Source organism: Robiginitalea sediminis, assembly GCF_002198115.1.
In the GTDB taxonomy this organism is placed as follows: Bacteria; Bacteroidota; Bacteroidia; order Flavobacteriales; family Flavobacteriaceae; genus Robiginitalea; species Robiginitalea sediminis.
Genome location: NZ_NGNR01000003.1, coordinates 160,316 through 186,736, shown reverse-complemented (window position 1 = coordinate 186,736; position 26,421 = coordinate 160,316). Strand labels below are relative to the sequence as shown.

The 26,421-nt window shown below is 57.6% G+C and carries 27 protein-coding genes; 12 read left to right on the top strand and 15 right to left on the bottom strand.

Going from position 1 to position 26,421, the window contains the following annotated elements:
- The first annotated feature begins 20 nt into the window (after positions 1-20).
- The 3 genes from CA832_RS10675 (at position 21) to CA832_RS10665 (ending at position 2,990) form a co-directional block, all read left to right on the top strand.
- Positions 21-821: a hypothetical protein gene (locus tag CA832_RS10675; protein WP_088341607.1), complete on the top strand. Its 801-nt coding sequence runs from the start codon at positions 21-23 to the stop codon at positions 819-821.
- A gap of 120 nt (positions 822-941) precedes the next feature.
- Positions 942-1,580 carry a membrane lipoprotein lipid attachment site-containing protein gene (locus CA832_RS10670; protein ID WP_143542374.1) on the top strand — a complete coding sequence of 213 codons (639 nt, stop codon included), beginning with the start codon at positions 942-944 and terminating at the stop codon, positions 1,578-1,580.
- Positions 1,581-1,607: 27 nt separating this feature from the next.
- Positions 1,608-2,990: an exonuclease domain-containing protein gene (locus tag CA832_RS10665; RefSeq protein ID WP_088341605.1), complete on the top strand. Its 1,383-nt coding sequence runs from the start codon at positions 1,608-1,610 to the stop codon at positions 2,988-2,990.
- 107 nt (positions 2,991-3,097) lie between these two features.
- On the opposite strand, the gene CA832_RS10660 is transcribed toward CA832_RS10665, so the two are convergent.
- From CA832_RS10660 to CA832_RS10625, 8 genes are all read right to left on the bottom strand, one after another.
- Positions 3,098-3,280 (bottom strand): hypothetical protein, encoded by a 183-nt coding sequence (locus tag CA832_RS10660; RefSeq protein ID WP_088341604.1) that lies wholly within the window; start codon positions 3,278-3,280, stop codon positions 3,098-3,100.
- Between the two features lie 108 nt (positions 3,281-3,388).
- A complete protein-coding gene (locus CA832_RS10655) occupies positions 3,389-4,807 on the bottom strand; it encodes an MBL fold metallo-hydrolase (protein ID WP_088341603.1) in 1,419 nt (472 codons plus the stop codon).
- Between the two features lie 59 nt (positions 4,808-4,866).
- A complete protein-coding gene (locus tag CA832_RS10650; RefSeq protein ID WP_143542373.1) occupies positions 4,867-5,778 on the bottom strand; it encodes a hypothetical protein in 912 nt (303 codons plus the stop codon).
- Between the two features lie 55 nt (positions 5,779-5,833).
- Entirely contained in the window at positions 5,834-6,640 is an 807-nt protein-coding gene (locus CA832_RS10645; protein ID WP_088341601.1) for an aldose 1-epimerase, read from the bottom strand.
- Entirely contained in the window at positions 6,637-7,947 is a 1,311-nt protein-coding gene (locus CA832_RS10640) for a M20/M25/M40 family metallo-hydrolase (protein WP_088341600.1), read from the bottom strand. Before CA832_RS10640 ends, CA832_RS10645 begins: the two co-directional genes overlap by 4 nt.
- Positions 7,948-7,957: 10 nt before the next feature.
- Positions 7,958-9,358 carry a CotH kinase family protein gene (locus CA832_RS10635; protein ID WP_088341599.1) on the bottom strand — a complete coding sequence of 467 codons (1,401 nt, stop codon included), beginning with the start codon at positions 9,356-9,358 and terminating at the stop codon, positions 7,958-7,960.
- Positions 9,359-9,389: 31 nt separating this feature from the next.
- Positions 9,390-10,367 (bottom strand): PLP-dependent cysteine synthase family protein, encoded by a 978-nt coding sequence (locus CA832_RS10630; RefSeq protein ID WP_088341598.1) that lies wholly within the window; start codon positions 10,365-10,367, stop codon positions 9,390-9,392.
- Positions 10,368-10,406: 39 nt separating this feature from the next.
- On the bottom strand, positions 10,407-11,648 hold the full coding sequence (locus CA832_RS10625) for an ABC transporter permease (protein ID WP_088341597.1): 1,242 nt from the start codon (positions 11,646-11,648) through the stop codon (positions 10,407-10,409).
- 3 nt (positions 11,649-11,651) lie between these two features.
- Here CA832_RS10625 and CA832_RS10620 point away from each other — a divergent pair, with 3 nt between their 5' ends.
- Positions 11,652-12,875, top strand: a complete 1,224-nt coding sequence (locus tag CA832_RS10620) for an exo-beta-N-acetylmuramidase NamZ family protein (protein WP_088341596.1) — start codon at positions 11,652-11,654, stop codon at positions 12,873-12,875.
- Here CA832_RS10620 and CA832_RS10615 read toward each other — a convergent pair whose 3' ends face one another.
- Together CA832_RS10615 and CA832_RS10610 are read right to left on the bottom strand one after the other, a co-directional pair.
- Positions 12,876-13,718 carry a sterol desaturase family protein gene (locus CA832_RS10615; protein ID WP_088341595.1) on the bottom strand — a complete coding sequence of 281 codons (843 nt, stop codon included), beginning with the start codon at positions 13,716-13,718 and terminating at the stop codon, positions 12,876-12,878.
- Between the two features lie 40 nt (positions 13,719-13,758).
- Positions 13,759-14,271 (bottom strand): YkgJ family cysteine cluster protein, encoded by a 513-nt coding sequence (locus tag CA832_RS10610; RefSeq protein ID WP_394335748.1) that lies wholly within the window; start codon positions 14,269-14,271, stop codon positions 13,759-13,761.
- 45 nt (positions 14,272-14,316) lie between these two features.
- Here CA832_RS10610 and CA832_RS10605 point away from each other — a divergent pair, with 45 nt between their 5' ends.
- Complete coding sequence (locus tag CA832_RS10605) at positions 14,317-15,036, top strand: class I SAM-dependent methyltransferase (RefSeq protein ID WP_088341593.1); 720 nt, start codon at positions 14,317-14,319, stop codon at positions 15,034-15,036.
- Positions 15,037-15,055: 19 nt separating this feature from the next.
- Positions 15,056-15,862, top strand: a complete 807-nt coding sequence (locus CA832_RS10600) for a hypothetical protein (RefSeq protein WP_198944474.1) — start codon at positions 15,056-15,058, stop codon at positions 15,860-15,862.
- Positions 15,863-15,865: 3 nt separating this feature from the next.
- Here CA832_RS10600 and CA832_RS10595 read toward each other — a convergent pair whose 3' ends face one another.
- On the bottom strand, positions 15,866-16,498 hold the full coding sequence (locus tag CA832_RS10595) for a 7-carboxy-7-deazaguanine synthase QueE (protein WP_088341591.1): 633 nt from the start codon (positions 16,496-16,498) through the stop codon (positions 15,866-15,868).
- A 97-nt stretch (positions 16,499-16,595) separates the two neighbouring features.
- Here CA832_RS10595 and CA832_RS10590 point away from each other — a divergent pair, with 97 nt between their 5' ends.
- The 6 genes from CA832_RS10590 to CA832_RS10565 all read left to right on the top strand — a co-directional run bounded on the left by CA832_RS10590 (position 16,596) and on the right by CA832_RS10565 (position 23,271).
- Positions 16,596-18,113 carry a helicase HerA-like domain-containing protein gene (locus CA832_RS10590; protein ID WP_088341590.1) on the top strand — a complete coding sequence of 506 codons (1,518 nt, stop codon included), beginning with the start codon at positions 16,596-16,598 and terminating at the stop codon, positions 18,111-18,113.
- A gap of 17 nt (positions 18,114-18,130) precedes the next feature.
- Positions 18,131-18,676 (top strand): hypothetical protein, encoded by a 546-nt coding sequence (locus tag CA832_RS10585; RefSeq protein WP_233131787.1) that lies wholly within the window; start codon positions 18,131-18,133, stop codon positions 18,674-18,676.
- Between the two features lie 88 nt (positions 18,677-18,764).
- Positions 18,765-20,270, top strand: coding sequence for a pyruvate kinase (locus CA832_RS10580; RefSeq protein WP_088341589.1), 1,506 nt, complete (start codon positions 18,765-18,767; stop codon positions 20,268-20,270).
- Positions 20,271-20,352: 82 nt separating this feature from the next.
- Complete coding sequence (locus CA832_RS10575) at positions 20,353-21,870, top strand: SMP-30/gluconolactonase/LRE family protein (RefSeq protein ID WP_088341588.1); 1,518 nt, start codon at positions 20,353-20,355, stop codon at positions 21,868-21,870.
- A gap of 73 nt (positions 21,871-21,943) precedes the next feature.
- Positions 21,944-22,795, top strand: coding sequence for an alpha/beta fold hydrolase (locus CA832_RS10570; RefSeq protein ID WP_088341587.1), 852 nt, complete (start codon positions 21,944-21,946; stop codon positions 22,793-22,795).
- A gap of 53 nt (positions 22,796-22,848) precedes the next feature.
- Complete coding sequence (locus CA832_RS10565; protein ID WP_088341586.1) at positions 22,849-23,271, top strand: VOC family protein; 423 nt, start codon at positions 22,849-22,851, stop codon at positions 23,269-23,271.
- 6 nt (positions 23,272-23,277) lie between these two features.
- Here CA832_RS10565 and CA832_RS10560 read toward each other — a convergent pair whose 3' ends face one another.
- The 4 genes from CA832_RS10560 to CA832_RS10545 are packed head-to-tail and all read right to left on the bottom strand — an operon-like array spanning position 23,278 to position 26,362.
- A complete protein-coding gene (locus CA832_RS10560) occupies positions 23,278-23,466 on the bottom strand; it encodes a hypothetical protein (protein ID WP_143542372.1) in 189 nt (62 codons plus the stop codon).
- A gap of 56 nt (positions 23,467-23,522) precedes the next feature.
- Positions 23,523-23,984, bottom strand: coding sequence for a GNAT family N-acetyltransferase (locus CA832_RS10555; protein WP_088341953.1), 462 nt, complete (start codon positions 23,982-23,984; stop codon positions 23,523-23,525).
- Between the two features lie 12 nt (positions 23,985-23,996).
- A complete protein-coding gene (locus CA832_RS10550; protein WP_088341584.1) occupies positions 23,997-24,626 on the bottom strand; it encodes a DUF2306 domain-containing protein in 630 nt (209 codons plus the stop codon).
- Between the two features lie 11 nt (positions 24,627-24,637).
- Positions 24,638-26,362 (bottom strand): alpha/beta hydrolase-fold protein, encoded by a 1,725-nt coding sequence (locus CA832_RS10545; RefSeq protein WP_088341583.1) that lies wholly within the window; start codon positions 26,360-26,362, stop codon positions 24,638-24,640.
- Positions 26,363-26,421 lie beyond the last annotated feature (59 nt).

The window sequence follows — 26,421 nt, the reverse complement described above, 5'->3', positions numbered from 1 at the left end:
CTCAATAAAAACAGTCCACAATGAAAAAGATTTTGTTCGGCCTCCTGGCCCTCACACTGCCGGTCCTGATCCATGCCCAGGACGATCAAGGGGGCTCCTCGGCCGACGATTTGGCCAAGAAGCTCCAGAACCCGATCGCCAGCATTATCAGCGTTCCTTTCCAAAACAATTTTGATTTTGGGATTGGGCCGTTCGACGGGAGCAGGTGGACCATGAATATGCAACCGGTAATCCCCATCAGCATAGGGCCGGAATGGAACCTGATTACGCGGACGGTGATCCCGCTGATTTCCCAGAACGATGTCTTTGCTCCGGGAAGCAGCCAAACCGGGCTGAGCGACATGGTGGCCAGCGCATGGTTCTCCCCCAAGGAACCTACCCCTTCCGGATTGATCTGGGGGGCCGGGCCGGTACTGCTGGTACCTATTGCCACCGACGAGTTGCTGGGGACTGAGAAATTCGGGGTCGGACCTACCGTGGTGATTCTCCAACAAGCTGGTGCCTTTACGTATGGCGGTTTGGTGAATCACATCTGGTCCGTAGCCGGGTCAGACACCCGGGCCGATGTCAACCAATCCTTTATCCAGCCTTTTGTAGCCCGGAATTTTCCCGGGGGGTATGCGTTGACGGCGGTAGCGGAAATCACCCAAAACTGGGAATTCGATGCGTCCTCCGGCGTTTTTGCCATAGTGGGCTCTAAAGTGGTCACCATTGGGAAACAGGCTACGCAGGTAGCGGTGGGGCCCAGGGTGTTTTTTGGCAATGCCAAGGCCGCTAACTGGGGGCTTAGGGCAGCATTCACGCTGTTATTCCCTAAATAAAATCTGACGTAATTCTGAACAAGGCCGCTCCATAGTTGTAACGGCCTTGCCTTTCAGAAAATTTACTTTTTAAGGCAAAGATCACGCTGCCGCCTGGTGTTAAACCTCAACCTCTTATTCATGAAAAAGACAATCGTTCTCCTGGTATTTGCCCTGATCCTAAGCGGGTGTTCCACCTACCTGACCCAAACCCACAATGTCAGCAAGACCAAAAAGGAATATCAGAAAGTCCTGGTACTGGCCCGAAGCCAGAACCGGATTGCCCGCTCGCTGTTTGAAAGGGACCTGGCAGAATTCTTCGCGTCCCGGGGCATTAGCGCCACACCTTCCATAGATTCGGGAATCGACATTCCCATGGAAGGGCAGGTAAGCGAGGCCCAGGCCGAGACCATCCGGCAGCAACTCCGGGATGCCGGCTACGATGGGGCTATCGTGACCAACCTGGTCAACACCGAGGAGTATAAGGAAGTAATCCCCGGAAGTGCCACCACAGACTACTATCCCGTGTATTATGGGCGTTTCCGCAGGTATGTCAGTTATTATCCTGCGACCACCTGGGAGCCCGACCGTCTCATTACCGGAACCCGCCATGTACTGGAGAGCACACTCTACGACCTCAGGGAAGCCTCGGGAGACAATTTGCAATGGGTGGGCCGCTTTGTGGTGGAGGACCCGGTCAAGATTGAAAAGGCCACCCAGAAATACGCCCAGGAACTGGGGAAAGCCCTTATGGAAAGCAGCATCAAGGGAGGAAAGTAACTTAATGGGAAATATGGGGCACCTGGTATGTACACGGTAGTAGATATAGAGACCACAGGCACCGGGGCCACCGGGAACCGCATTACCGAGATTGCCCTGTTCAATATCGACGAGGGGGAGATTACCGACTCCTTCAGCAGCCTGGTGAACCCCGGTTGCGACATCCCGACCTTTATTACCGGCCTTACGGGGATTACCACCGCCATGGTGCGCAGGGCACCCCCTTTCGGGGCCCTGGCGGAGCAGATTGCCGCGTTTACCAGCGGGCGGGTCTTTGTGGCCCACTCGGTCAACTTCGACTACCCCATTGTCCGGCGGGAATTCGAACGCTGTGGTATAGATTTTACCCGCAAAAAACTGTGTACCGTCCGGCTGTCCCGCAAGGTTTTCCCGGGCCTGAGGTCTTACAGCCTCGGGAAGCTCTGCAACAGCCTGGGCATTCCACTGGAGGACAGGCACCGGGCAGCGGGAGATGCGCTGGCCACGGCCTACCTGTTTTCTAAAATCTGGCATCATCCGGAAGGCAAAACCATCCTGGGAAACGCCCTGAATGCGCGTTCCCGCGAAAGTACCCTCCCGCCCCACCTGCCCAGGCAATCCTTCCTGAAAATCCCGAATGCCCCCGGGGTATATTATTTCAGGGATCGGCAGGGGCAACTCCTGTATGTGGGCAAGGCCATTGACCTCAAAAAAAGGGTGTTGGGGCACTTTTACGACAGTTCCGAGCGGGAACAGCAGCTCTGCCGGGAGACGGCCCACATCGATTTCGAGCGCTCGGGCTCGGACCTACTGGCCCTGCTCATGGAGAGTGCGGCCATCAAAAAATACTTTCCCCCGTTTAACCGGGCCCAGAAGACGGTAAGACCGGCCTATGGGCTTTTCAGTTACCGGGACCAGGCGGGAATCCTTCACCTGGCCCTGAACCGGCTTGGGAAGGGCCAACAGGCCCACAAGGTCTTTTTCAGCCTGGCCGATGCCCGGCTCTTCCTGGAGCAGTTCTGCACCCGCTATGGGCTTTGCGCCAAATACTGCCACCTGCAGGAGGGAGTAGCGCACTGCGGGCATTTCCGGGTACCGGAATGCCGTGGGGTTTGCCGGGGAGAACAGGAAGCGGAAGCCTATAATACTGAGGTGCTCCAGGCACTTGAATCCCTGGACCGGGAAGGCGAGCACCTGCTTATCGGAGAGCAGGGCCGGGAACCCGGGGAACGGGCCCTGGTTTGGCTTGAGGATGGGGAATACAAGGGATATGGTTTTGTTTCGGAAGACACCCCTATCAGCCGCCCGGAAGACCTGGAGACCTGGATAACCCCCCAGCGGCATAACCCGGATACACGGCGCATTTTGGAATCCTATATGCTGAAAAACCCGGGGAAAATCCGTCGGATGGGCGTTGAAAGCGAGTTCTGAGCAGGCGGGCTATTTGCCGAGTTTGTTGTATTGCCGGATGACATATAGCAGCCAGGCCATGAAAATGACGCCTACAAAAATGGAATACGAGAGGACCAGGTCCATAGCTACTTCTTAACCCTGAGATAATTCATGAAGCCCAGAATGGTAGGGGCCCAAAGCCCGATGAAAATCGCCTCCAGGGTCTGCCCTTGTAAATAGCGGACTTCCGCAACTACAATGATGGAGAAAACAACCAGCAGGAGCAGGGTATTCATCCACCCCAGTTGTTTCAAAAATGCCTTGAACATATCGCTTACCTTTCTAAAGCTACGGAATTTCCGTACAGCTTATTAAGATTTTGTTGAGATTTTTTTAACACTTAACCCTTTAGTAACACAGGCCTTACCAAAGAGGTGTCAGGCTTTGCCCATCTGGGTCGGACAGACATAGTCTGTAACGGGCAGGGCCGTTTCCTGGATGGCTTTGAAACCGCCTTCTATATTGACCAGGTTATGGTAACCACGGCTCTTGAGGATGGAAGCGGCGATCACCGAACGGTAACCCCCGGCGCAGTGTACATAGAAGGGTGCTTCTGCCGGAAACTCCGACAGGTGGTCATTGAGTTCCGAAAGGGGGGTGTTGACAGCTCCTTCCAGACGCTCCGAGAAGTACTCGCTGGCCTTGCGCACATCGAAGACCCTTTGGAGGTTCTCCTCCAACTCGTCCTCCAGGTCCTCGGCGGTCTCGGAACGCATCCGGTCCGTTTCCTTGCCGGCGGCTTCCCAGGCAGCATACCCGCCCTCCAGGAAGCCCAGAGTATTGTCGAAGCCTACACGGGAGAGACGGGTTACGGTCTCTTCTTCCTTGCCCTCCGGGGTTACCAGCAGTATGGGTTGGGCCACATCGGCGATCAGGGCACCTACCCAGGGGGCGAAATCCCCATCGAGGCCGATAAAAATAGATCGAGGGACGTGGCCTTTCACAAATTCATCCTGGTGGCGGACATCCAGGACCACAGCCCCGGTTTCGTTGGCTGCCGCCTCAAAAGCATCCGGGCTGAGGGCGCGGGTCCCGCGCTCCAGGACCTCATCGATGTCCTCGTACCCCTCCTTGTTCATTTTCACGTTAAGCGGAAAGTAGGCCGGGGGCGGTAAAAGGCCCTCAGTGACCTCCGCTATAAATTCCTCCCGGGTCATATCGGCCCGCAAGGCGTAGTTCATTTTCTTCTGGTTGCCCAGGGTGTCCACGGTTTCCTTCATCATGTTCTTGCCACAGGCAGAGCCCGCCCCGTGTGCGGGGTAGACAATCACCTCGTCCGGCAGGGGCATAATCTTGTTGCGCAGGCTGTCATAGAGGGTGGAAGCCAGCTGCTCCTGGGTCATATCCGCAGCCTTCTGGGCCAGGTCGGGCCGGCCCACATCGCCCAGGAAGAGGGTATCCCCGGAAAAGATGGCGTGGGGCTTCCCGGACTGGTCCCGCAACAAATACGTCGTACTTTCCATGGTATGCCCTGGGGTATGGAGTACCTCTATGGTAATTTCCCCCAGTGGAAAGACCTGCCCGTCCTCCGCAATAAGGGCTTCAAAGGATGGGTTTGCAAGGGGTCCGTAAACAATGGGGGCGCCCGTTTCCTTTGCCAGGGTCAGGTGCCCGCTCACAAAGTCGGCATGGAAGTGGGTCTCGAAAATATACCTGATCTCGGCCCCGTCCTCACGAGCCCGCTTCAGGTACGGGTCCACCTCCCGCAAGGGGTCTATAATGGCGGCTTCGCCTTTGCTTTCAATATAATAGGCGCCCTGAGCAAGGCAACCGGTATAAATCTGTTCAATTTTCATCTTCGTAGGAGAATGATTTCCCCACAAGATAACAAACAGAGGCGTATCCGCCACAACCCTTACTGGCCGAAATATTCCTTTTTGTAGTAGTGCCCCAACTCCGCGGTCAGGAAGAGGACCTCTGGTTTGTCCTTGCGGAGGAAGACCTGCCAGTCCTGGTAAGCCTCCCAGGCATCCGAAGTAAAAACAGGGGGCCCGTACTGTTGCTGCAGCAACTGGCGGATCCGGTCTTCCTCGGCTTTGGCTGTCAGGATCCACACCGTATTGAGCTTCCCATCTCCAAACCGGGCCTCGGCCTTGCGGGCAAACCCGGCATACGGAATCCCGAAACAATTGAGTTGTTCCTGGGCATTGGGGTCGCTGCCATCCAGGATTTCAGGGATGATCCTGGTCGAAATACGCTCCAATAAAGGCTTTAGCACCTCCTGGGAAGCGCCCATCTCCAGGTAGGGCGGGACCGCAACCTCCAAGGGGTACTCCGGAAGGGAACGGCCGGAAAGCAGGGGGTGGTCCCAGGCGAAGAGGTTCAGGTGCAGGCCTTCGGGGCCCAGTAGCCAGAGTTTTGCTTCACCTGGCAAGGCGACCACTCCCAGATCCGCGTAAAACCGGTAACCCGCGTAGCTGTTATAGGGGGTGTCTGCTTTGGATTCGAGCCATTCGGAAACGCCGCCTGAGACCTGTATGAAGGCCAACTGTCCGTCGGCAAGAACCAGGACGAGGGCACTGGGGCTATCATTTCCCTGCGGGGATCCGGCAACCCGCCAGTGGGATTCGGTATCCCGGGCCAGGGGGAAGCGCACCGTCTCAGGCCTGAATACCTCAGGCTCCAGGTCCAGGCGCTCCAATTCCAGACGGACCGAATCCTCCGTCATGCCGAGCTGCAGGCGCTCCAGCGCAGCCAGGTGGCTTCCCTGGGCTGCCAGGTTGAGGGTTAGGGATACAAAAAAGACAAAGGGCAGCAGTCGAGTCATGGGGATCATTTTCAAAAAAAGACCCCTTTCCCACCCGATTGTTACAGTTGGACCTCTATGGCATAAGGGGGCGGAGGCGGCAACGGAAATGTACCGGCTCCCCTTCCAGGTAGCGGAACCCCTCGTGCAGTTGGCCGGGAGGGGCATCATAGGGGTAAAAGGTTATGGGCTCCACACAGACCATTGCGGGGTCCGGGCTCCAGAGCATAAACTGGCCAAAGCCTTCGGTTTCTATCTCAAGCCCTGCCGTATCCTGCAATACCACCCGGTTGCACTCCGGAAGGTGTAGGGCGCGGTCCCCTACCTCGAGAATTTCCTTGAGGCCAATGGTTGTTTCCTCCGAAATTCGGAGGTGTGCATCCTCCCTAGTCAGGCGGAAGGCCGGGTGATACCCCAGCATATAGGGCATATCCCGGTCCCCCGAAACCTCGAAGCGTACCTCCAGGTGGGTCTCGGTAAGGCGGAACTGCTTGGTAAACGAAAAGCTGTAGGGCCAGATCAACCAGCGCATGGCGGACCGCTCCGGGTATTTGGAGTTGGCCACCAGGTCTCCGGCCGTATAGGTTTTCACAAACCTGGCCTCGGCCTGTCCCCGGGACTCCAGCGTATAAGGCAGTTCGCGCAGAAGCCCGTGCTGGTCCTGGATGGCATTGCCCTTGGGTACCTGCACCCGGTAGCCCATCTGGGCGGTAGGCCCTATTACCGGGAACATCTCCGTATCCGAATGCCCCCACCCGGGCTCCCCGGCCCGGTGTATAAACTGGTGACCTTTGCAGGAGAACCGGATGAGTTCCCCGGCCTGAATTTCTGCTGCCAGGCTGCCGGATTTCAGACAGATGGAAGGTGCTTCGCTACTGCTCATGGCCGTTCCTGTTGCAGCAGTCGGTAGAGCAATAAAGCCGTCCGCTTGGTAATGGCCTCCATGGTTTTCAGGTTCACGGTTTCCTGGGGCGTATGTGCCCCGGAACCCATGGTGCCCAGCCCATCCAGGCAGGCTGCGTATTGGGCCACAAAAGAAACATCGGCAGCACCCCGCCGCCCAGGGTCGTAGGCCCTTACCGGCCCCTGCCCCAGGTCCTGGCTCACCTGGCTCAGGATCTCCAGCAGTTCCAGGTTAGCCGCCGTGGGAGGCATGGCCGGGTAGGCATCGGTAAAGGAGATGGTTGCCGTGGTGCGGGGCAGGTTCTGCCCCACAATTGCGCGCATTTTGTCCCGGGCCGCCTGCTTTTGCTCCTCCGAAATAAAACGCAGCCCCCCGCGGACACTTGCCGTCTGGGCCACCACGTTGCTCTTGCCAAAGACCTCTGCCTTCCCGCTTTTGGGGTCGTATTCGGCAAAGGTCCCCCCCATCAGTATCCCGGGATTGAAGGTGAGGAATTCCTCCCCCCTTACTTCCTCGTAAAAACCGTTGAGGATGCGCGAAATCTCGAAGATGGCACCAGCCCCGGTCCGTTCGCTGAACACCCCTGAAGAGTGGGCCCTGCGGCCGGTAACATCCACCTGCCACCCGGAGGCGCCCCTCCGGGCCACAGTGGCCTTATCGAAGCCCGTAGCGGTTTCAAAACCCAGGGCCACATCGGATCTCCGGGCTGCCTCAATCAGGTCGCGGCGGCTGATTTCCAGAGGGTCCCCAGTGCTTTCCTCGTCCCCGGTAAAGGCCACAATGACCTGGGCATCGTCCAGCAGGCCATTCTCATAAAGGGCCTTAAGGGCATAGAGAACCACCACGTCGCCCCCCTTCATATCGTTCCCGCCCGGGGCATGGGCTATACTGTCGTTTACCCGCTCGAAGGTCTGGAAGGGGCTGTCCGCCTCAAACACCGTATCCAGGTGCCCGATGAGCAGCAGGCGCTTGCCGCTGCCGCCACCGATCTCGGCAAAGAGGTGGCCGGCCCGGTTCATCTCTTCCGGCATAGATATCCACCGGGTTTCAAAGCCGATTTCCCGGAAGGCTTTCCCGAAGACCTCCCCCACCTCCCGGACCCCTTCCAGGTTGAGGGTACCGCTGTTGATATTAACCACGCGTTCCAGGAACCCCACGGCCTCCCCGGCCTGGGCTTCTATGGTGGCAACAATCCGCCGTTCGGTGCGGTCCAGGCGCTGGGCTTTCAGGGGGGAAGCCAGCAAGAAGGCTCCCAATAGCATAAAAAATGAGATATGCTTAACCATATTCAAAGGGTTACAGGTTGGTAATGGCCTGGTCCATCCAGGCCAGGCGGGCGTCGATCCAGGAAAGCAGATACTCCACTTCCTGGGCATGGGTCTGCCCTATAAACTGGTTGGGCCAGACATAGGTCCCCAGGACAGGCCAGATCGCAAAATTCGTTTCGAGTGCCCCGGCATCCGCCAGTAACTCCGCGTATCCCTCAACCCTGGCCCGGATAGAGGCCCCGGAAAAATGGGAGGACCGGAGTTCTTCCCAACGCTGGCGCAGCCTGTTGGTGAATTCTGGTGATTCCAGGAGTCGCTCCCACCAGAAAGGCACCAGCCAGAAATCTTCCGGGCAGCGTTCGTTAAAGCGATAGGCCCAGACATCGGTCCGTTCGCCCCCGCAATAGTTAGCATTTCCGAAGGCAATATTGAAATCCCAGATAGGACCCATGGCCAGTTTGCCGTTTTTGTCTTTGTGCATAAAAGTGCTCAGGCGGTAGGCATCCACATTGTGGGCCAGTTCGTTGAGCAGGAAGAAGTCGATAAAACTATCAGTATCTATATAGGCCTCATACCCCAGAAGCGGATCGGCAAAATCCTCCGATGCCAGGGCCAATTCGAAACTGCCCACATAATTGCTGATATACGTCCGCTGCTGGGGGCTGATATCTTCCGCATCCGGCTCCTCGTAAAGAAAATGGACAACCTGCCCCTGTACCCCTCCGGAAGGAGCGTAGGAAGAAGGAAAAGAATTCTGGGGGTTGTACCCCTCCCCCAGGTTGTTTCCAGCCAGTTTGTCGATTTTAAGGATATAGCCCCCTGTGAGGTCTTCCCCGGTATTCTCATCCGGATTCAGCTTGCTCAGGTCCACGCGGTTTTTATCCCGCTTTATCTTTTCCATAAAAACATAAACCCCCAACGGCACACCATTGACTTCGAGCTCCACAAAGCGGGTCCGGCTCGCATACCTCCCAATAGCTCTGGAAAGGTCGTAGATCAGCACATTCCGCATAAGGGATTTATCGCTATACGGACCGTAAAGAATCCAGTCTTCCTCCTCCGGATAGCCCAGTAAGGGCACATTGAGATCCTCATTGGCCTGGTCCCGGGTTTCAAAGCCTAGGGACTTTTTGGGGAAGAGCAACTGGGAGGTTGCCCCTCTGTACTCCACCCCAATGGGGCCCTGGTACAACAAGTCCCCATCGTCTGAAATTTCCATATCCGCATCTATTTTCGGCTCGTCGACGATGGCCACACCCCTGGTGTCGATCCGGAACAAGGGCAGGGCATCGGTCACTACCTCCCCTCCCGGGCCAGGATCCGGCGGGCCGGGTGGCGCTACATCGTCTGCCTGGCACCCCGCCAGGAGCAACACCCCTGCAAGCCCGCTTAAAAAGGGGATCCAAAATGCGCTTTTCCTGAATTCCATATCCTTACTATTGTCAGTTTATTTCAAGTGGTTACAAAAACCCCTGCTGCCACATCCAGTCGTCGTTGTAAATCTTATTTACATAGCGGCTGCCATGGTCGTGGAACAGCACCACCACCACATCGTCCGGGCCGAAGTGCTCCTGCAGCTGCAGCACTCCTTTAATGGCAGCCCCGGCGGAATTTCCCAGGAACATTCCCTCTTCCAGAGCCAGGCGGCGGGTATAGACGGCGGCATCCCGGTCCGTGACCTTGGTGAACCCGTCTATGATTTCAAAATCTACGTTCTGCGGCAGGATGTCCTCCCCGATCCCTTCCGTGATATAGGGATAAATTTCCTCAGGGTCGAAGATGCCGGTTTCGTGGTATTTCTTAAAGACCGACCCGTAGGTGTCCACCCCCCAGATTTTGACGTCCGGGTTTTGGGATTTCAGGTAGCGGCCCACCCCGGAAATAGTGCCCCCGGTTCCCACACCCACCACAAAATGGGTCACCCGTCCGTCGGTCTGCTCCCAGATTTCGGGACCGGTACTCTCAAAATGCGCTCGGGTATTGGCGGGGTTGTCGTACTGGTTCACATACCAGGCCCCCGGGATTTCCTCGCTCAGGCGCTTTGCTGTGGAATAATAGCTGCGTGGGTCTTCCGGCGCCACGTCCGTGGGGCAGACATGCACCTGGCACCCAACGGCCCGGAGGATATCGATTTTTTCCCTGGATTGTTTGTCGTTGATCACACAGATCATCCGGTACCCCTTCACAATGGCAGCCAGAGCAAGGCCCATCCCCGTATTGCCCGAGGTCCCTTCCACAATGGTCCCCCCGGGTTTCAGCAGGCCGCGGGCCTCGGCATCCTCTACCATGGTCAGGGCCATACGGTCCTTCACAGAGTTTCCGGGGTTAAAGGTCTCGTATTTGGCCAGCACAAGGCAGGGCAGGCCGGCGGTAAGCTTGTTGATCCGGACCATGGGCGTGTGGCCTATGGTCCCCAGGATATCCTTGGCGTAGTCCATTCCCACAAAGATACAACCTCCTGGGTTTCCCCCTTTCCCCTATTCGAATTTGATGGCCTTTACCGGGCTGATGCGCGTAATGATATGGGAAGGCAGCAGGAGCATGAGCACGCAGAGCAGCAGCACCCCCGCGTTAAGCACAAGGACGGTTGGCAGGTCTATGAAGACCGGGATATAGTCGATGTAGTATTCCTCGGGGTTCGGGAAGGTAAAGACCTTGTAGCGGTCCTGCACCCAGATCAGCAGCAGCCCCAGCAGGTTCCCCCACAGCAAGCCCACTCCGATCAGGTAGGCCGCCTTGTAAAGGAAGACCTTGCGGATGCTCCAGTCCGCAGCCCCCAGGGATTTCAGGATCCCGATCATGGGAGTGCGTTCCAGGATGAGCACCAACAGGGCCGTAATCATGTTAATCCCTCCCACCAAAATCATAATCCCGATAATCAGGGCAATGTTGAAGTCGAACAGCCCGATCCATTCAAAAATCTGGTAGTACTTGCCTTCTATGGTCTGGGTATCGAGGTTGGAGAGGGTCTTGCTGTAGATCTCCCGGCTTTTGGTATCGATTTGCGCGAAATCCTCCAGGAAGATCTCGAAGTTGCCCACCTGGTCGGGTTGCCAGCCATTCATGCGCTGGATATGGCGGATGTCCGTCAACACATAAGTGGCATCGAATTCCTCGAACCCGCTGTCGTAGATCCCCGCCACCTCAAACCGGCGGCGGTTGGGAACGCGGGAAGGATCCTCCTCCTTGAGGAAGAAGCTGTTGAAGCGGCTTCCGACCTCCAGGCCCAGGCGGTTGGCCAGCAGGCTGGAGACCAGCACCTGTTCCCCCAGCGGACCGCTGAAATCGGGCAGGGCGCCCGCCACCAGGAACTCCCCGAAGGCGGACCAGTCGTAGTCCGGGCCTACCCCCTTGGCAATAATCCCCTCAAAGGTATCCTCGGTCCGGATAATTCCGGCCTTGGTAGCCACGGCCTGGATATGGCGTACCCCGCTGGTGAGGTTGAAATCCGGGTAAAACGTCTGGTTGAGGGTAACCGGGACCACGGAAACCTGGGAGCGGTTGTTATCGTAATTGTAAATCTGGATATGGCCGTTAAAAGCCGAGACCTTTTCGCGAATTTTGTACTTGAGGCCCACGCCGGTAGCCAGGGCCACCAGCATCATGAGCACCCCGATGGCAACCGCGGCGATGGCAATTTTAATGATTGGGGAGATAATGCTACTTTTATGTTGCTTACCCCCTATGAGCCGCCTGGCGATGTACCACTCTAAATTCAACCTATGCACGTGTTAGCCGCTTTCAAAAATACGCTATTTGTCCTATTCCTCTCCCTGGCCTCCTGCAGGCCATCCCCGGGGCAGGCGGATCAGCAGGAAACCCTGGCAGAACCTGCAGATACCCTGGTCATTGCCGCCCAGCGCACCGGGGTGTACCTGCCCCTGCTCCAGGGAAAGAAGGTGGCCCTGGTGGCCAACCAGACCTCTGTGGTTTTCCGGCCCGATGGCCCGCCCGTCCACCTGGCAGACACCTTGCTGGCATCGGGTATAACGCTTGTAAAGGTCTTTGCCCCCGAACACGGGTTCCGCGGCCAGGCCGATGCGGGGGAAAAAGTGCAGGACGGGGTGGATGTGCAAACCGGGTTGCCGGTTACCTCCCTCTACGGTTCCAAGCGCAAGCCGGGACCGGAAGACCTGGAAGGCCTGGAGGTGGTGGTTTTCGACATCCAGGATGTAGGGGTCCGCTTTTACACCTATATCGCCACCCTGCAACTGGTCATGGAGGCCTGCGCGGCCGAAGGGATCCCCGTCGTGGTCCTGGACCGGCCCAACCCGCACACCGGCTGGACAGACGGGCCTGTTATGGAAGAGGCCCATAAGAGCTTCCTCGGGATGACGCCCATCCCCCTGGTTTATGGGATGACCATTGGGGAATACGCCCGCATGATCAATGCGGAAGGATGGCTCGAAAACGGGCTCCGGGCGGACCTGACCGTGGTGGAGCTGGAGCATTTCCGCCGGGGTCAGGATTATGAACTGCCCATCCCGCCCTCTCCCAACCTGCCCAATGCCCAGGCTGTTGGCCTCTATCCCAGCCTGGGGCTGTTTGAGGGTACTACGGTGAATGCCGGCCGGGGGACCCCATACCAGTTCCAGCGCTTCGGCGCGCCCTTCCTGGACCCCGGGCATTTCGATTTTACCTACATGCCCCAGCCGAACGCCGGGGCCAAAAATCCGAAACACAATGGAACCCGCTGTAACGGGAGGGACTTAAGCGAGGTAACACCACCAAAGGCCGTGGATCTCCGGTGGTTAATAGAGGCCTATCGGTACCGGGAACCGGGAACCGACTTTTTCAACACCTCCGGGTTTACCAGGCATGCCGGTACGGAAGTTTTGCAGCAGCAAATAGAGGCGGGGCTGGACCCGGTACAGATCCGGGGAAGCTGGCAACCTGCCCTGGAGGCCTTCCGAACCATCCGGGCCAGGTATCTGATTTATCCCTAACTACACTGTCGGGTTCCCGCCGGTAGTGGGTTTTCTGTATTTGTGGAAGGGTTGTTTGAGCAGCCCCAAAACACTGCTGTTTTCCCGCCGGTCCGGAAAGGTATCCACCCCGTAGACCAGGGCATCCCGGTCCAGCTCCATATAGGTCCCGAAGAGCCGGTCCCAGATGGAAAAGATGTTCCCGTAATTGGAATCCGTATACGGGAGCACATAGTGGTGGTGTACCTTATGCATGTCCGGGGACACCAGCACATAGCTGATCAGCTTGTCCACCTTGCGGGGCAGGCGGATATTGGCATGGGAAAACTGGGTGGCCACCAGGGAAAGGGACTGGTACAGCATCACAATGCCGATGGGGGTCCCGGCTATAAAAACCCCACATAAAGTAAAGACAAACCGGATCATACTCTCCAGGGGGTGGTGGCGGTTGGCGGTGGTGGTGTCCACCTCGTGGTCCGTGTGGTGGACCAGGTGGATCATCCACAGCGGCCTGACTTTGTGTTCCACCAGGTGTGCCAGATAGGCCCCGATCAGGTCCAGCAACAAGAGGCCCAACAAGACGTACAGCCACAAGGGCATCTCCGGCAACCAGTTCAGGACCCCAAACCCGTTATCGCGGACCCAGTCGCTGCTTTGGAGCAACAGGAAGGCCAGGGCGAAATTCACGATTATGGTAGTCAGGGTAAAAAAGAAATTCGGCAGGGCATGCCGCCACTTGCGGTAACGGAACCGGAACAGGGGAACGGCACCCTCAAGCAGCCAGAACAAGGTAATCCCACTCACCAGCAAGATACTCCGATGCAGGGAGGGGATCGTTTCAAAGTAGTTTAAAACAGATTCCATAATCCCAAAAATACCATTTTTCCCGCTTTCGGGTTACGGGTTAGCGGTATTGCGGCAGGCGGGCTTTCATGGCCTCCACAATCCGGAATGCCGCCGGGCATATCGCGGTATTGCGAACCGTCAGTTCCCCGATCTGGTGGATTTTCCGCCTGTCAGTATGCGGGTATTCCCGGCAGGCTTTGGGGCGGTCCGGGTAGATACTGCAGTAATGGTCCGGGCCCAGGAAGGGGCAGGGTACAGACTGCAGGACATAATCCCCTTCCTCGTCCAGGCGCAGGTAAGTCGAGATAAAGGCCCCGGGCTTCATGCGGAGGGAAGCAGCTATGCGGGCAATATCGGTCTGGGTAAAAAGCGGGCCCGTGGTTTTACAGCAGTTGGCGCAGTCCAGGCAATCGGTCTGCGCAAAAACAGCCTCATGCGCTTGCCGTGCTACCTGGTCCAGGTCTTTTGGGGGCTTTTGCCGGAGCTTTTTGAAGAACCGGCGGTTCTCGGACTTCTTTTCTGCGGCCCTTGCCTTGAGGTTGTCCAAATCCGGCCCCAGATCTTCGTACATTTGTGACATTTACAGTGTGCTTCGTGCACCCCAAAAATACCGCCCTTGGATCTATTGGGAAAGGCCCTGACCGATTATTTGGACGGGCGGCAGGATGCCACCCTGCTGTCGCATTCCAGCTTTGGCGACACCGATGCCGTACCGGCCGCTTATTTTTTCCGGGGGTTTGACCAAATGCCTGTCCTGGAACAGAAGGCCCTGCGCCTAGCCAAAGGCAGGGTGCTGGACATTGGTTGCGGGGCAGGTAGCCACTGCCTCTGGCTGCAGGAAAAGGGATTGCCCTGTACCGGCCTGGATATTTCCTCCGGAGCCCTTGAGGTCGCACGTAAGCGAGGCGTAAAAAACCTCCATCTTGGTCCTATCCAGAATTTTGAGGTAGGGAAATTCGATACCCTGTTGTTGTTAATGAACGGGATAGGACTGGCCGGGAGACTCAAGGCCCTGCCCGCGCTTTTGGCCCACCTTACCGGGCTGCTGGCCCCGGAAGGGCAGATCCTGCTGGATTCCTCGGACATCATCTATATGTACGAGGAAGATTCAGACGGCGGGGTCTGGATCCCAGGAGACCTGGACTATTACGGGGAGGTGCGCTACCGGTGGGAATACCAGGGGCACAAAGGTTCCGAGTTCCCCTGGCTCTTTGCTGATTTCCAGAGCCTGTCGGAAGCAGCGGTTTCAGTGGGTCTGGAAGCCGAGTTGTTAGCTGAAGGGCCCCATTACGACTATTTGGCCAGGTTGGTGCCGGCCTCATACCAAAGCCATTGACCCAGACGTTATTATAACTATGAAAAAGTATTTTGCACATTTCGCAGGTTTGTTCCTCCTCTTACTCGTTGGGGTGGCCTGTTCCAAGGACGAATCCCCGGACCCGGAACCCCAGCCCGGCATAGACCGCTCGGCCAACCTGCTGGCCACCGGGGATAGCGCAGAAGACCTGCTCACCAATACCGATTTCGACAACCTCCGCATACAGATTGCCTATGTGAATGGGTTCCGGCCTACCGACGAAGCCCTGGCCAACCTGAGGAACTTCCTGCTGCAACGGACCTTTAAGGAAAACATCACCTTCGAATTCCTGGCGCTTCCCTCCCCGGATGAGGAGTCCCTGACCCTGCAGGAAATTGCGGTCCTGGAAAATGAAAACAGGACCCTCTACAACGAAGGCCGCACCCTGGCCGTTTACATCTACTTTGCAGATGCCCCCGCAGACGGGGACGACCTGGACGGGGGCACCTTTACCCTTGGGGCCGTCTACCGGAACACCTCCATGGTGATCCACGAGCGGACCCTGCGCAGTATCTCGGCCCGCTCCCTGCTGATTTCGACGGCCGATGTGGAAACCGCCACCCTGAACCACGAATTTGGCCACTTGTTCGGACTGGTAGACCTCAGCACCCCGGAAGTAAACCCCCACGAGGATCCCGAGGCGGCAAACCACTGCGACATTGAGGGGTGCCTGATGCAGGCCAAACTGGAATTTGGCGGCTCGGCCAAAGCGGTGCTGGAAAGCCGGGCATCCAAAGGCGAAGCCGCCGTGCCCGTGCTCGATGCGGAGTGCATCCGCGACCTGCAAGCCATAGGTGGCAGGTAGGCCTTACGGGATATTCAGATACTTATGGGTTTGGAGGGACACCCGCCATTTGGGGTGCGCCATAACGTAGTCCACAATGAGGGGGGTGACTTTTTCGCGCACGCTCCATTCGGGTTGCAGATACAGGATACAGTCCGGACCCACCTTGGAGGCATGCTCCTCGGCAAAGACCAGGTCGTGGCGGTTATAGACAATAACCTTGAGCTCGTGGGCCCGCTGGTGGATATCCCCCACCGGGGGTTTGGCCTTTTTGGGGGAAAGGCAAATCCAGTCCCAGGTCCCGGTAAGCGGGAAGGCCCCGGAGGTCTCAATATGGGTCTTGAGTCCACTGCCCCTGAGACCCTCGGTCAGGGGGGCCATATCCCAGGTCAGTGGCTCCCCTCCGGTAATCACAATGGTGTCCGAATACCGGGTGGCTTCGGAAATAATGTGGTCTATGGCTGTGGGCGGGTGCTTTTCGGCATCCCAGCTCTCCTTGACATCGCACCAGTGACACCCAACATCGCAGCCCCCCACACGGATAAAATAGGCAGCCGTACCCTTGTGGTACCCTTCCCCCTGTATGGTGTAAAAGGCCTCCATAAGGGGTAACATCAACCCCTGGTCTACCAGGCCCATCATTTCCTGTTTCTCCATGGGGGCAAAGATAGGAATTCGCAAACTGGGAGCAGCCCGAAATGCGGGCCTTTCCTAATCGGGCGAATTCTCCTATTTTTACCCCAAACAAGCGCATATGAGCCAGGGCGAATCCTTCCGCGAACACATCGAAACCGGATACCAGTGCAAAGGGGACTTTATCCCCGTTGGGGCTGCCATGCTAGAAGGTAAGGCTATAACCGGGGCACACGTGAAGGTACCCCTTAAGACGCTGAACCGCCACGGGCTCATTGCGGGTGCCACGGGAACGGGAAAAACCAAAAGCCTGCAGGTGCTGGCAGAAAACCTATCTGAAAAAGGGGTGCCCGTACTCCTGATGGACCTGAAAGGGGATCTGAGCGGCCTGGCCCAGCTCAGCCCGGGCCACCCCAAGATCGATGAGCGGATGGCGCAGATCGGGCTGGAGTTCCACCCCCAGGCCTTTCCGGTGGAAATCCTTTCCCTCTCCGAACAGGACGGGGTCAAACTCCGGGCAACCGTCTCGGAATTCGGACCGGTTTTGCTTTCGCGAATCCTGGACCTTTCCGAAACCCAGGAGGGTATTGTGGCCGTGGTATTCAAATACTGCGACGACCACAAACTGCCCCTGCTTGACCTGAAGGATTTCAAGAAAGTCCTCCAATACGCAACAGGCGAAGGCAAGCAGGAATTCCAGGAAGCCTACGGCCGGATCAGTACCAGCAGCACGGGGACCATCCTGCGCAAAATCATTGAACTCGAACAGCAGGGGGCCGATCTGTTCTTCGGCGAAAAGTCCTTCGATGTGAACGACCTGACCCGCATAGACGAAAACGGGCGCGGGTATATCAATATCATCCGCCTGACCGATATCCAGGACCGCCCCAAGCTGTTTTCCACCTTTATGCTGAGCCTTTTGGCAGAGGTATACGCCACCTTCCCGGAGCAGGGGGACAGCGACCGCCCTGAACTGGTCCTCTTCATAGACGAGGCCCACCTGATCTTCAAGGAGGCCTCCCGAGCGTTGCTGGACCAGATTGAAAGCATTGTAAAACTGATCCGCTCCAAGGGGATCGGGTTGTTTTTTGTAACCCAGAACCCCACGGACATCCCCAACGAGGTGCTCGCCCAGCTGGGGCTTAAGGTGCAACATGCTTTGCGGGCATTTACCGCCCGCGACCGCAAGGCCATCAAACTGACGGCCGAGAACTACCCGGAGTCCGACTATTACGATACGGACGAGGTGCTTACCGCCCTGGGGATTGGGGAAGCCCTGGTGTCCGCCCTGGACGAAAAAGGGCGGCCCACCCCCCTGGCAGCGACCTTAATGCGCGCGCCCATGAGCCGGATGGATGTCCTTACCGATGCCGAATTGCGGCAACTGATCGGCGCATCCGCTTTGGTTCCGAAATACAATGAAACCATCGACCGGGAAAGCGCTTACGAGATCCTCAACGAGAAGATTGAGAAGGCCCGGGAGGAAGCGGAAAAGGAAAAAGAGCAGGAGGCAAAGGCCAGCCCCCGCCGAAGCTCCGGCAGGCGCTCCTACCAACGTCAGAACCCGGTGGTCAAAGTCCTGACCAGCGCCACCTTTATCCGTGGCGTTCTGGGCGTATTAAAAAAAGTAATCCGCTAACCCATTCCCATTTCTGTATGAAGCGTTACCTGCTTTCGTTACTGGGCGCAGGCCTGATCCTGACCGCCTGCCAACCTGAAGCCCCAGGCCCCTTTGATATCTCCCAGGGCCGGGTAGGCAAGCTCCTGCGGGAGCATACTTTTTCGCAACTGGACAGTATTTATGCCACCGATTCCCTGGTCCGGGACACGACCCGGCTTAAACTGGGCCTGGACGGCAAGGTGGAGGTCTATGAAAAAGGCGGGAAACACCTGCTTACCCTCTCCCCTGCCGGGGATTCCCTGGGCCGTATCGGGAACATCCACATCCGGGATGCGCGCTATATCACAGATAAGGGCATCAGCCTTAACAGCACCTTTGGGGAGGTCAAGGCGCAATACGAAGTGCGGAAGGTCATCACCTCCCTGAACAACATCCTGGTACTGCCCAAAGGCAGCGACGCTTATTTCACGATTTCCAGGGAAGAACTCCCTGCCAGCCTGCGCTATACCTCAGATCAGGTGGAAGCGGTTCAGATCCCGGACAAGGCCCGGATCAAGTACCTGATGGTAGGCTGGGACTAACGCTTTTTTAACGCTTCCCTAACCCGGGTTCGGGTTCTTGGGCGTATCTTTACAGGGCGGACTCCGAGCCTGCATAAAGCGCTTTAGTATGGAGATCCATACCCTCACCCAAACCCTCGAATCGCTCTACGGGGAAATCCTGGAGCGGGAACCCAGAATGGCCGCCCTTGCCGCTGAGGTACACCCCCGGTACCAGCGAAGTGCCCTCAACCTGGCGCGGTACCTGGTGTTGCGCAGTCACGACCTGAGGCCTCTTCACGACCCCCTTTCGGAACTTGGCGTTTCCTCCCTCCGCAGCGGGGAAGGCTACGTCCTGAGCAACCTCCATAATGTCCTGGGGCACCTCAAGCGCATGCAGGACCAGCCCTGGGACCAGGAATTGCCTGAAAACGCGGTGGGGTTCCGCGGAAGCAGGGTGTTACAGCAGGACCATACCCAAACGCTCTTCGGGCGGGCAGAAGAAGGGGAAGGCCCGGAGATCATGGTAACCCTCTCGCGTTCCCTGGCAGACAACCCCGAAAAATTAACCCGGATGGTTCGGGAAGGGATGAGCGTGGCGCGCATCAACCTGGCCCGGGACGACCGCCCTACCTGGGAAAAAATGCTTTCAGGAATCCGGCAAGCAGCCGCAGAAGCCGGAAGGGAAGTCCGTATCTACATGGATTTGGCAGGGCCCAAAATCCGGATGCTTTTCCCCCGGGAAGCTACCCAGACCCATATTCCGGTAGCAGAGGCAGACCGCATAGCCTTGAGGCGGGAGCCTGTCTCCTTAACCGAATTCGAAGAGGCCCTGGAGCGCTATCCCGAAAAGCCCATCCCCCTCAACCTTTCCCTGGGCCATATCCTGGAACAACTGCAAGCAGGAGACCGGGTTTCTTTTGACGATGGCAAGATAACAGCAGAGGTGGCAGCTCATACCCCGGGGGAGGTTCTGTTGGAGCTACGCAGCGCCCACCTGCCTCAGCTAAAAGCCCAGAAAGGAATGAATGTTCCCGGGAAAGACCTGGGCCTCCCCTCCCTTACCCCGGCCGATGAAAACAACCTGGAATTCGTGGCCCGCGAGGCCGATATTGTAGGATATTCCTTTGTGAACCGCGCAGAAGACGTCCGGCAGCTCTACACCCGCCTGGACGCCCTCGGGGCAAAGGACCTGGGCGTTGTCCTGAAAATAGAAACGGCAAGGGCCTTCAACAACCTGCCCGCCATTCTCCTGGAAGGGATGAAACGCCCCCGGATAGGGGTTATGATCGCCAGGGGCGACCTGGCCGTAGAGGTGGGCTTCGAACGGGTTTCCGAGGTCCAGCACGAAATCCTGTGGTTTTGCGAGGCAGCGCATGTACCGGTTATCTGGGCTACCCAGGTCCTGGACCAATTGGCCAAAAAAGGCATGGCCACCCGGGCGGAAATAAGCGATGTAACCCTGGGGACCCGAACCGAGTGTATTATGCTGAACAAGGGCTCACACATCCTGGAAGCCATCCGCATCCTGAGGACCATTACCCAGCGGATGCAGGCTCATGTGAGCAAGAAGAAAGATACGGCCCGCAAACTGGATGTGGCGTACCGCAGCGTCCAGAGCCTTCTGGAGGATTAGGCCTGCACAGGCGTTTCCCGATTTTTCCTATCTTTCCAAATGGCGCCTTCCCTGGCAGGCGTCCAACCTAACCTCCAATCTTATGAAACCATTGCGCCTTCGCTTCCGCTGCCCGGTAATCCTGGTGCTGACCATGGGGTTCAGCCTGCACGCCCAAGCTCAATCCGGTCCCCTGGGGGTCTTTGAAAACCAGGTCGATATTGGAGAAGTAAAACACCCGGGAGGGGTATCCTTCGACCCGGAGACCGGCACCTACCGCCTGAGTGGCTCAGGCACCAATATGTGGTTCAGGCAGGATGAATTCCACTACCTCTGGAAAAGCGTACAGGGAGATTTTATCCTGCGTGCCCGCGTGGCCTTTGAAGGGGAGGGTGCCGACCCGCACCGCAAGCTGGGGTGGGTGGTCCGGGAGAGCCTCAGGCCGGATGCCGCCCATGTCAATGCCTGTGTGCACGGAGACGGGCTTACCACCCTGCAATACCGCCCTGCAACCGGCGCCGATACGGAGGAAGTGCCCTCCGGCATGGAGGCCCCGGACGTGGTACAGCTGGAGCGCAGGGGAAACCGGTTCACCCTTTCAGTGGCCAGGGACGGGGAACCCTGGGTTTCTGTGGAGAAGGAACTGGAACTGGATTCGGAGCTTTTGGCAGGCCTGTATGTGTGTTCCCACAACCCTGAAGTGGTGGAGTCCGCCCGGTTTTGGAATGTGCGGATCATCAAACCGGAGGGGCCGCAGGACACCCCGTACCGGGATTATCTGGGCAGTCGCCTGGAAGTGCTGGACCTGGAAACCGGGCTGCGCAGGGTTCTGATGACCTCCTCCCACAGCATCCAGGCACCCAACTGGACCCCGGACGGCAAAACGCTCATCTACAATTCCAACGGCTACCTGTATACCTACGACCTGGCATCCGGGCAGGTTTCCCTGCTGAATACCGGCTTTGCGAACCGCAACAACAACGACCACATCCTATCGGCCGATGGGACCCAAATTGCGATCAGCCACCACAATGATTCAGATGGCGGGGCCTCCTCCATTTACTACCTGCCCATTACGGGCAGCGACACCCCCGTTAAGGTAACACGGGACGGTGTGGGCGCCTCCTACCTCCATGGCTGGTCGGCAGACGGAAAGACGATGCTCTTTACCGGAGACCGAAACGGCCAGTACGATATCATCGCCGTTGATGTAGCCACGGGAGAGGAAACCCGCCTGACCAACCAGGCTACCCTGGACGACGGGTCGGAATACAGCCCGGACGGGAAGTGGATTTACTTTAACTCCAACCGGACCGGCACCATGCAGATCTGGCGGATGCGCCCGGACGGGCGGGAGCAATCCCAGCTCACCTCCGATGTGTACAACGACTGGTTTCCGCACCTGAGCCCGGACGGGAGCCAGATGGTCATGATCAGCTACCCCCCCGAGGTACCTTCAGGTGACCACCCGTTTTACAAGCATTGCATGCTCCGGGTGATGCCATCGGAGGGGGGGACACCTAAAACTGTGGCCTATGTATATGGGGGGCAGGGCACCATCAATGTACCCAGCTGGTCCCCTGATGGCCGGTATATTGCCTTTGTGACGAATTCGGATTAGATTCCCGGTACTTCCCCGGCCCGAAAACCCTATTTTTGGAGGGGCGCAGCGCGCCCCTTAAAACCCATTTCCCATGTCTCAACTGCAGGCACGCCTGCGGCGCCTGATTGCCCGCGCTTACGGACTGTATTTTAACCTGTTGGCCCTGGTTGCCCCGAAACAAGTAGCCCGCCAGGCATTTTTCACCTTCTGCAAGGTCCGAAAGGGCCGAGTGAAACCTGTGCAGGAGGCCTACCTGCAAGCGGCCCGCCACAACACCCTGGATGTAGCCGGGCACCAGGTACAAACCTACCGATGGCCCGGGGAAGGGGAAAAGGTCCTGCTTATCCATGGATGGGAAAGCAACACCTTCCGCTGGCGCAACCTGATCCGCCACCTCAGCGAGGCGGGTTTTGAAATCATTGCCTTCGATGCCCCGGCCCATGGATATTCCTCGGGAAGTTTCCTCCATGTACCCCTGTATACGGAGTGCGTGGAAGCCATGGTGCACCAGTACCAGCCCCGGCATATCATCGGGCATTCCGTGGGGGGGATGACCGCCCTGTACCACGCCCACCGGCACCCGAACGATTTGGTGGGAACCATTGTTACTATCGGCTCCCCTTCTGAATTCTACGAAATTATGGAGGAGTACCAGCGCATCCTCGGCTTCAACGATCGCGTGATGCGGGCCCTGGACCGTTTTGTCTATGAGGAGTTCGGGTTCCATGTCCACGAATTCTCCACCTCCCGCTTTGCGGAAGGCAACCCCAAAAAAGGATTGTTGCTACACGACCGGAAGGATGCCATTGCCCCGTTTCACGCCTCCCAGAAGGTACACCAGGCTTGGAAGGACAGCGTCCTGATCCCCACGGAAGGCCTGGGGCACTCCATGCACCAGGACGGGGTAAACCAAAAGATCGTGGCCTTCCTGAAAGGCTGTTGAAATCCGGGTTCCAATTTGTACTTTTACCCTACCAATCCGTAAACCGATTGACTATGGGAACCCTTACCCCCTTTCATGTGGCCATCCCCGTCCACAACCTGTCCGAATGCCGGGAATTCTACCGGGAAGTACTCGAATGCGAAGAAGGCCGCAGCAGCGACCATTGGGTGGATTTCAATTTCTTCGGGCACCAACTGGTGATCCATTACAAACCGAAATCGGAGGAAACCCTCCATACCAATCCGGTAGACGGGAAGGACGTACCCGTGCCCCATTACGGGGTAGTACTCCTCTGGGACGATTTCCAGGCACTGGCGGATACGCTTAAGAGCAAGGGGGTTTCCTTCGTGATTGAGCCCTACATCCGGTTTAAGGGGTTGGTGGGGGAACAGGCTACTATGTTCTTTTACGATCCGGCCGGAAACGCCTTGGAGTTCAAGGCCTTCCGAAACATGGACCAACTCTTTGCCAAGTAGGGCCCGTTATTCCTTTTTGCGGCCCCAACGGCTGCGCACGACCAGGTAAACCCCATAGGCGAGTCCGAATACCAGGGCGGTTAGCCCTTCGCGGACCAATGTCTCCTGGGAGGTGCTCTTTTCCAGGATCAGTTTGATCCCAAAAAACAAAAGGGCAGCCGTGGCGGCTTGGATTACAATGCGTTTGTAGTTCATTTTTAGCAGTTTCGGCAAGGGGTGCGTTTATCCCCGCCCATTTAAAGGCCCGACCCTTACAGGTTGGTATTGCTCACTTTTTTAGTAAAACACAGGCTGTTTTCCACTCCCTCATACGGGCCAAAATTCGGGATCCGGGTATACCCGTATTTCTGATAGAGGGCAACGGCCTCCGGGTTTCGCTTTCCTGTTTCCAGGACCAGGCGCCCAAATCCGTCCTGGGCGCCCCATTGTTCCAGCTCCCGCAGGACCCTGCCAGCCACACCCCGGCCCCGGAAATCGGGGTGGGTGTACATTCGTTTGATTTCGAGGGCGTCGCCGGAGAATACCTTTAGTGCCCCGCACCCTACCGGCACAGTCCCTTCATACAGGACCACAGCCCGGTCCAGCCCTTCAAGGCGGTTAAACTGGTGGTAAAAGGCATGCTCCTCCCCGTCCCGCTGGGCGAGGTCGGCATCGAGTTGTGCCACCAGGGCCCGGAAATCCGCGTGGGTGGAATCGGTCCGCAGAAGGTCCATATCGAGAATCATTTAACCCAGGGAGAGCCCCCTTCGTTTCACCCAAAAGTAGGCAAATATGAGGTTGGGTACCCAGCAGAGCCAGGCCACCACCCGGTACGCCAAGAGGAATTCCCCGAAGACCAGGATCAGGATGGGCATCCAGATCCGCAGGGCCACGGCCGCAAAACACGCGGCGTAGCTGTAGACCATCCAGCGCCCATGCTGGCGAAAATCCCTGCGGATGACAGCCCCGTAAGCCAGGAGCGTAAACCCGATCCAGAAGACCCCGAGCAGGAAAAACCCCAGCCCTGCCTGCCAGCCACCAGTAGCAAAAAAAGACAGGTAAACCCCGCAGGCCCCGCTTACCAGGACGGCTGCAAGGTAGACCTTCCCAAGCCTGCGGTGCCATAGCAGGTACTTGCGGCGAAGCGCCTTGCTGAATTGGGTCCACCCGGTAAGCAGGGCCACACCGCCAAAGGAGATATGTCCGTAGAAGGCCACGTTCCAGGCCGTATCTGCCAGAAGGGCGTCGCTTTTGGAAGCCAGCAGGCCCATATCAGGGTCCATAACCAGGTATGCCAGCGGGTACAGGCCAATAGCAATGGCAAGCATCCCGAAGGCTACCCAGGCTACCTTGTTTGATGTGTTTCTCCAACCCATAGCCTTACCAATTACCGGTACCTCCAGCTGCTAAGGTCCGCCCCCGCCGGTGCTGTGTTCAGGATCCGGTCCATGATTTTGGGCACATACATGCTGTTATAGCGCAACCGGCTGATGTGGTTGGGCTGTTCGGGATCCCCGTTCCAGCAGTGTTCCGCCCGGTCGCCGTACAGGACCTCCCCGTCGTAATAGGGGTCTGTGGTACTCTCCAGAAAATCCTCCATAAGGTAAACCGCATTGTTCAGGTAGTAGTTGTCCATATCCCCGCAATAGATATGAATCTTGCCGCGCAGCTTTGGCCCGAGGCTTTCCCAGTCCCGCTCCAGGATATGGCGCAGGTCGTAGTTTTCCTTCCAGTACTCGGCCACAACGGGGTCGATAGCTCCGGTTTGTTTGTCCCAGATCCGCTGGGGGTAGCCGTCCGGCCCTTGGGGGGAATAGGTCGCTTCCCAGATATCCCACTGCTGCCCGGAGCGGCTTTTGTCTCCCAAGACCCATTCCAGCTGGTTGTACTCCCGTACCGTGGTGTGTACGTTCCCGAGATAATCCCGGTGGGCCGGCACCTCAATGGGTTTATGGGCACTGGGGTAATAATAGGCATTGGTGTCCTCGTAAATGTTGGTCAGGCAGTAGGCCCGGAAATCGATGGGGTCCGGGCAAGCGGCAAAGCACCCGTTGTACTCCTCCGGGTACTTGACCTGAACGGCCAGGGCTTCCCAGCCACCGGTAGAGCCCCCGTAGAGGAAGCGCGACCACCCGGTACCCAGCCCCCGGAACTGTTCTTCGATATGGGGGATGAGCTCATAGGTGATGGCATCGCCATAAGGGCCCTGGCTGGCAGAATTCACGGCATAGGAATCGTCGTAATACGGGGTTGGGTGCTGGATTTCCACGATCAGGAACCGCGGGAATTCCGGGGAGGTCCACCGCTGGTAAAAGTCATAGGCCTCCTGCTGCTGGATGATGTTATACCCCTCTACCCCGAAACGCTCAGAATACACCGGCTCCAGGTCCTCATCGGGCGGGGTGGTTCGGAAACCGCCGAAATCGGATGGAAAATGCCCGTGGAAAATCATGAGGGGGTAACGGGCCTCCGGGTGCTCCTCAAACCCTTTGGGCAAAAGGACATGGGCCCCCAGGTACATATCCCGGCCCCAGAATTCGGAGAGGCGTTCCGACCGGATTTTGATGTGCTTGATCCAGGGCGTATCCTCCGGTTCCTCGATGGGTGGGATGACCTGGTCCATCACCGGTTCCAGGCCTTCTATGCCATTCTCCGTGACACGGATGGTCACAGGTTGGCTGTACAGGTTGCCCGGGGACCGGTTCCACTGTTGCCCTTCCCCGTTGTCCATAGGTAGCTTTACCGTATGCCCGGTGGAAAGGTTAAAGGTCTCGTAGACGTGTAACAGGGCCTGAGCCCGATATTCCCCGGGGGGAACCTCAGCCAGGCTCGCGTAGGGAAACCCGGGGTGCTCGGCGGTAAATGCCCGGGATTCCCCGGGGCCCATCCCCTCCACATTCATCCCGAAAATCATCTGGGTATTCAGGCCTGCACCAATCTGGAACCGGGGCTCGGCACTTGGGTCGTCTGAGAGCATGAGCAGCAGGCGCCCGTCCAGGGGGGCCTGCGAAACGCCTTCCGTAAAGCGGACGGCGATAGTAACCTGGGGGGTCTGTTGGGTGGTACACCCCAGTACCAGGAAGGCCAACAGGCCGGAAAACAGCTTGTACATGGTTGGTAATTTCCCAAAAAGATAGGGTTTTTTGGCCTTTGCCGGCGGCGCCGTTGGTC

Excerpts from the sequence above, each read along its gene's own strand:
- CA832_RS10600 (WP_198944474.1), top strand. The coding sequence starts at position 15,056 with ATGAAAAAGTATTTTGCACATTTCGCAGGTTTGTTCCTCCTCTTACTC.
- CA832_RS10610 (WP_394335748.1), bottom strand. The coding sequence starts at position 14,271 with ATGTACGAAGATCTGGGGCCGGATTTGGACAACCTCAAGGCAAGGGCC.
- CA832_RS10670 (WP_143542374.1), top strand. The coding sequence starts at position 942 with ATGAAAAAGACAATCGTTCTCCTGGTATTTGCCCTGATCCTAAGCGGG.
- CA832_RS10635 (WP_088341599.1), bottom strand. The coding sequence starts at position 9,358 with ATGGAATTCAGGAAAAGCGCATTTTGGATCCCCTTTTTAAGCGGGCTT.
- CA832_RS10650 (WP_143542373.1), bottom strand. The coding sequence starts at position 5,778 with ATGACTCGACTGCTGCCCTTTGTCTTTTTTGTATCCCTAACCCTCAAC.
- CA832_RS10565 (WP_088341586.1), top strand. The coding sequence starts at position 22,849 with ATGGGAACCCTTACCCCCTTTCATGTGGCCATCCCCGTCCACAACCTG.
- CA832_RS10630 (WP_088341598.1), bottom strand. The coding sequence starts at position 10,367 with ATGGACTACGCCAAGGATATCCTGGGGACCATAGGCCACACGCCCATG.
- CA832_RS10590 (WP_088341590.1), top strand. The coding sequence starts at position 16,596 with ATGAGCCAGGGCGAATCCTTCCGCGAACACATCGAAACCGGATACCAG.
- CA832_RS10620 (WP_088341596.1), top strand. The coding sequence starts at position 11,652 with ATGCACGTGTTAGCCGCTTTCAAAAATACGCTATTTGTCCTATTCCTC.
- CA832_RS10615 (WP_088341595.1), bottom strand. The coding sequence starts at position 13,718 with ATGGAATCTGTTTTAAACTACTTTGAAACGATCCCCTCCCTGCATCGG.
- CA832_RS10555 (WP_088341953.1), bottom strand. The coding sequence starts at position 23,984 with ATGGACCTTCTGCGGACCGATTCCACCCACGCGGATTTCCGGGCCCTG.
- CA832_RS10675 (WP_088341607.1), top strand. The coding sequence starts at position 21 with ATGAAAAAGATTTTGTTCGGCCTCCTGGCCCTCACACTGCCGGTCCTG.
- CA832_RS10595 (WP_088341591.1), bottom strand. The coding sequence starts at position 16,498 with ATGGAGAAACAGGAAATGATGGGCCTGGTAGACCAGGGGTTGATGTTA.
- CA832_RS10570 (WP_088341587.1), top strand. The coding sequence starts at position 21,944 with ATGTCTCAACTGCAGGCACGCCTGCGGCGCCTGATTGCCCGCGCTTAC.
- CA832_RS10575 (WP_088341588.1), top strand. The coding sequence starts at position 20,353 with ATGAAACCATTGCGCCTTCGCTTCCGCTGCCCGGTAATCCTGGTGCTG.
- CA832_RS10560 (WP_143542372.1), bottom strand. The coding sequence starts at position 23,466 with ATGAACTACAAACGCATTGTAATCCAAGCCGCCACGGCTGCCCTTTTG.
- CA832_RS10645 (WP_088341601.1), bottom strand. The coding sequence starts at position 6,640 with ATGAGCAGTAGCGAAGCACCTTCCATCTGTCTGAAATCCGGCAGCCTG.
- CA832_RS10665 (WP_088341605.1), top strand. The coding sequence starts at position 1,608 with ATGTACACGGTAGTAGATATAGAGACCACAGGCACCGGGGCCACCGGG.
- CA832_RS10655 (WP_088341603.1), bottom strand. The coding sequence starts at position 4,807 with ATGAAAATTGAACAGATTTATACCGGTTGCCTTGCTCAGGGCGCCTAT.
- CA832_RS10550 (WP_088341584.1), bottom strand. The coding sequence starts at position 24,626 with ATGGGTTGGAGAAACACATCAAACAAGGTAGCCTGGGTAGCCTTCGGG.
- CA832_RS10545 (WP_088341583.1), bottom strand. The coding sequence starts at position 26,362 with ATGTACAAGCTGTTTTCCGGCCTGTTGGCCTTCCTGGTACTGGGGTGT.
- CA832_RS10660 (WP_088341604.1), bottom strand. The coding sequence starts at position 3,280 with ATGTTCAAGGCATTTTTGAAACAACTGGGGTGGATGAATACCCTGCTC.
- CA832_RS10640 (WP_088341600.1), bottom strand. The coding sequence starts at position 7,947 with ATGGTTAAGCATATCTCATTTTTTATGCTATTGGGAGCCTTCTTGCTG.
- CA832_RS10585 (WP_233131787.1), top strand. The coding sequence starts at position 18,131 with ATGAAGCGTTACCTGCTTTCGTTACTGGGCGCAGGCCTGATCCTGACC.
- CA832_RS10580 (WP_088341589.1), top strand. The coding sequence starts at position 18,765 with ATGGAGATCCATACCCTCACCCAAACCCTCGAATCGCTCTACGGGGAA.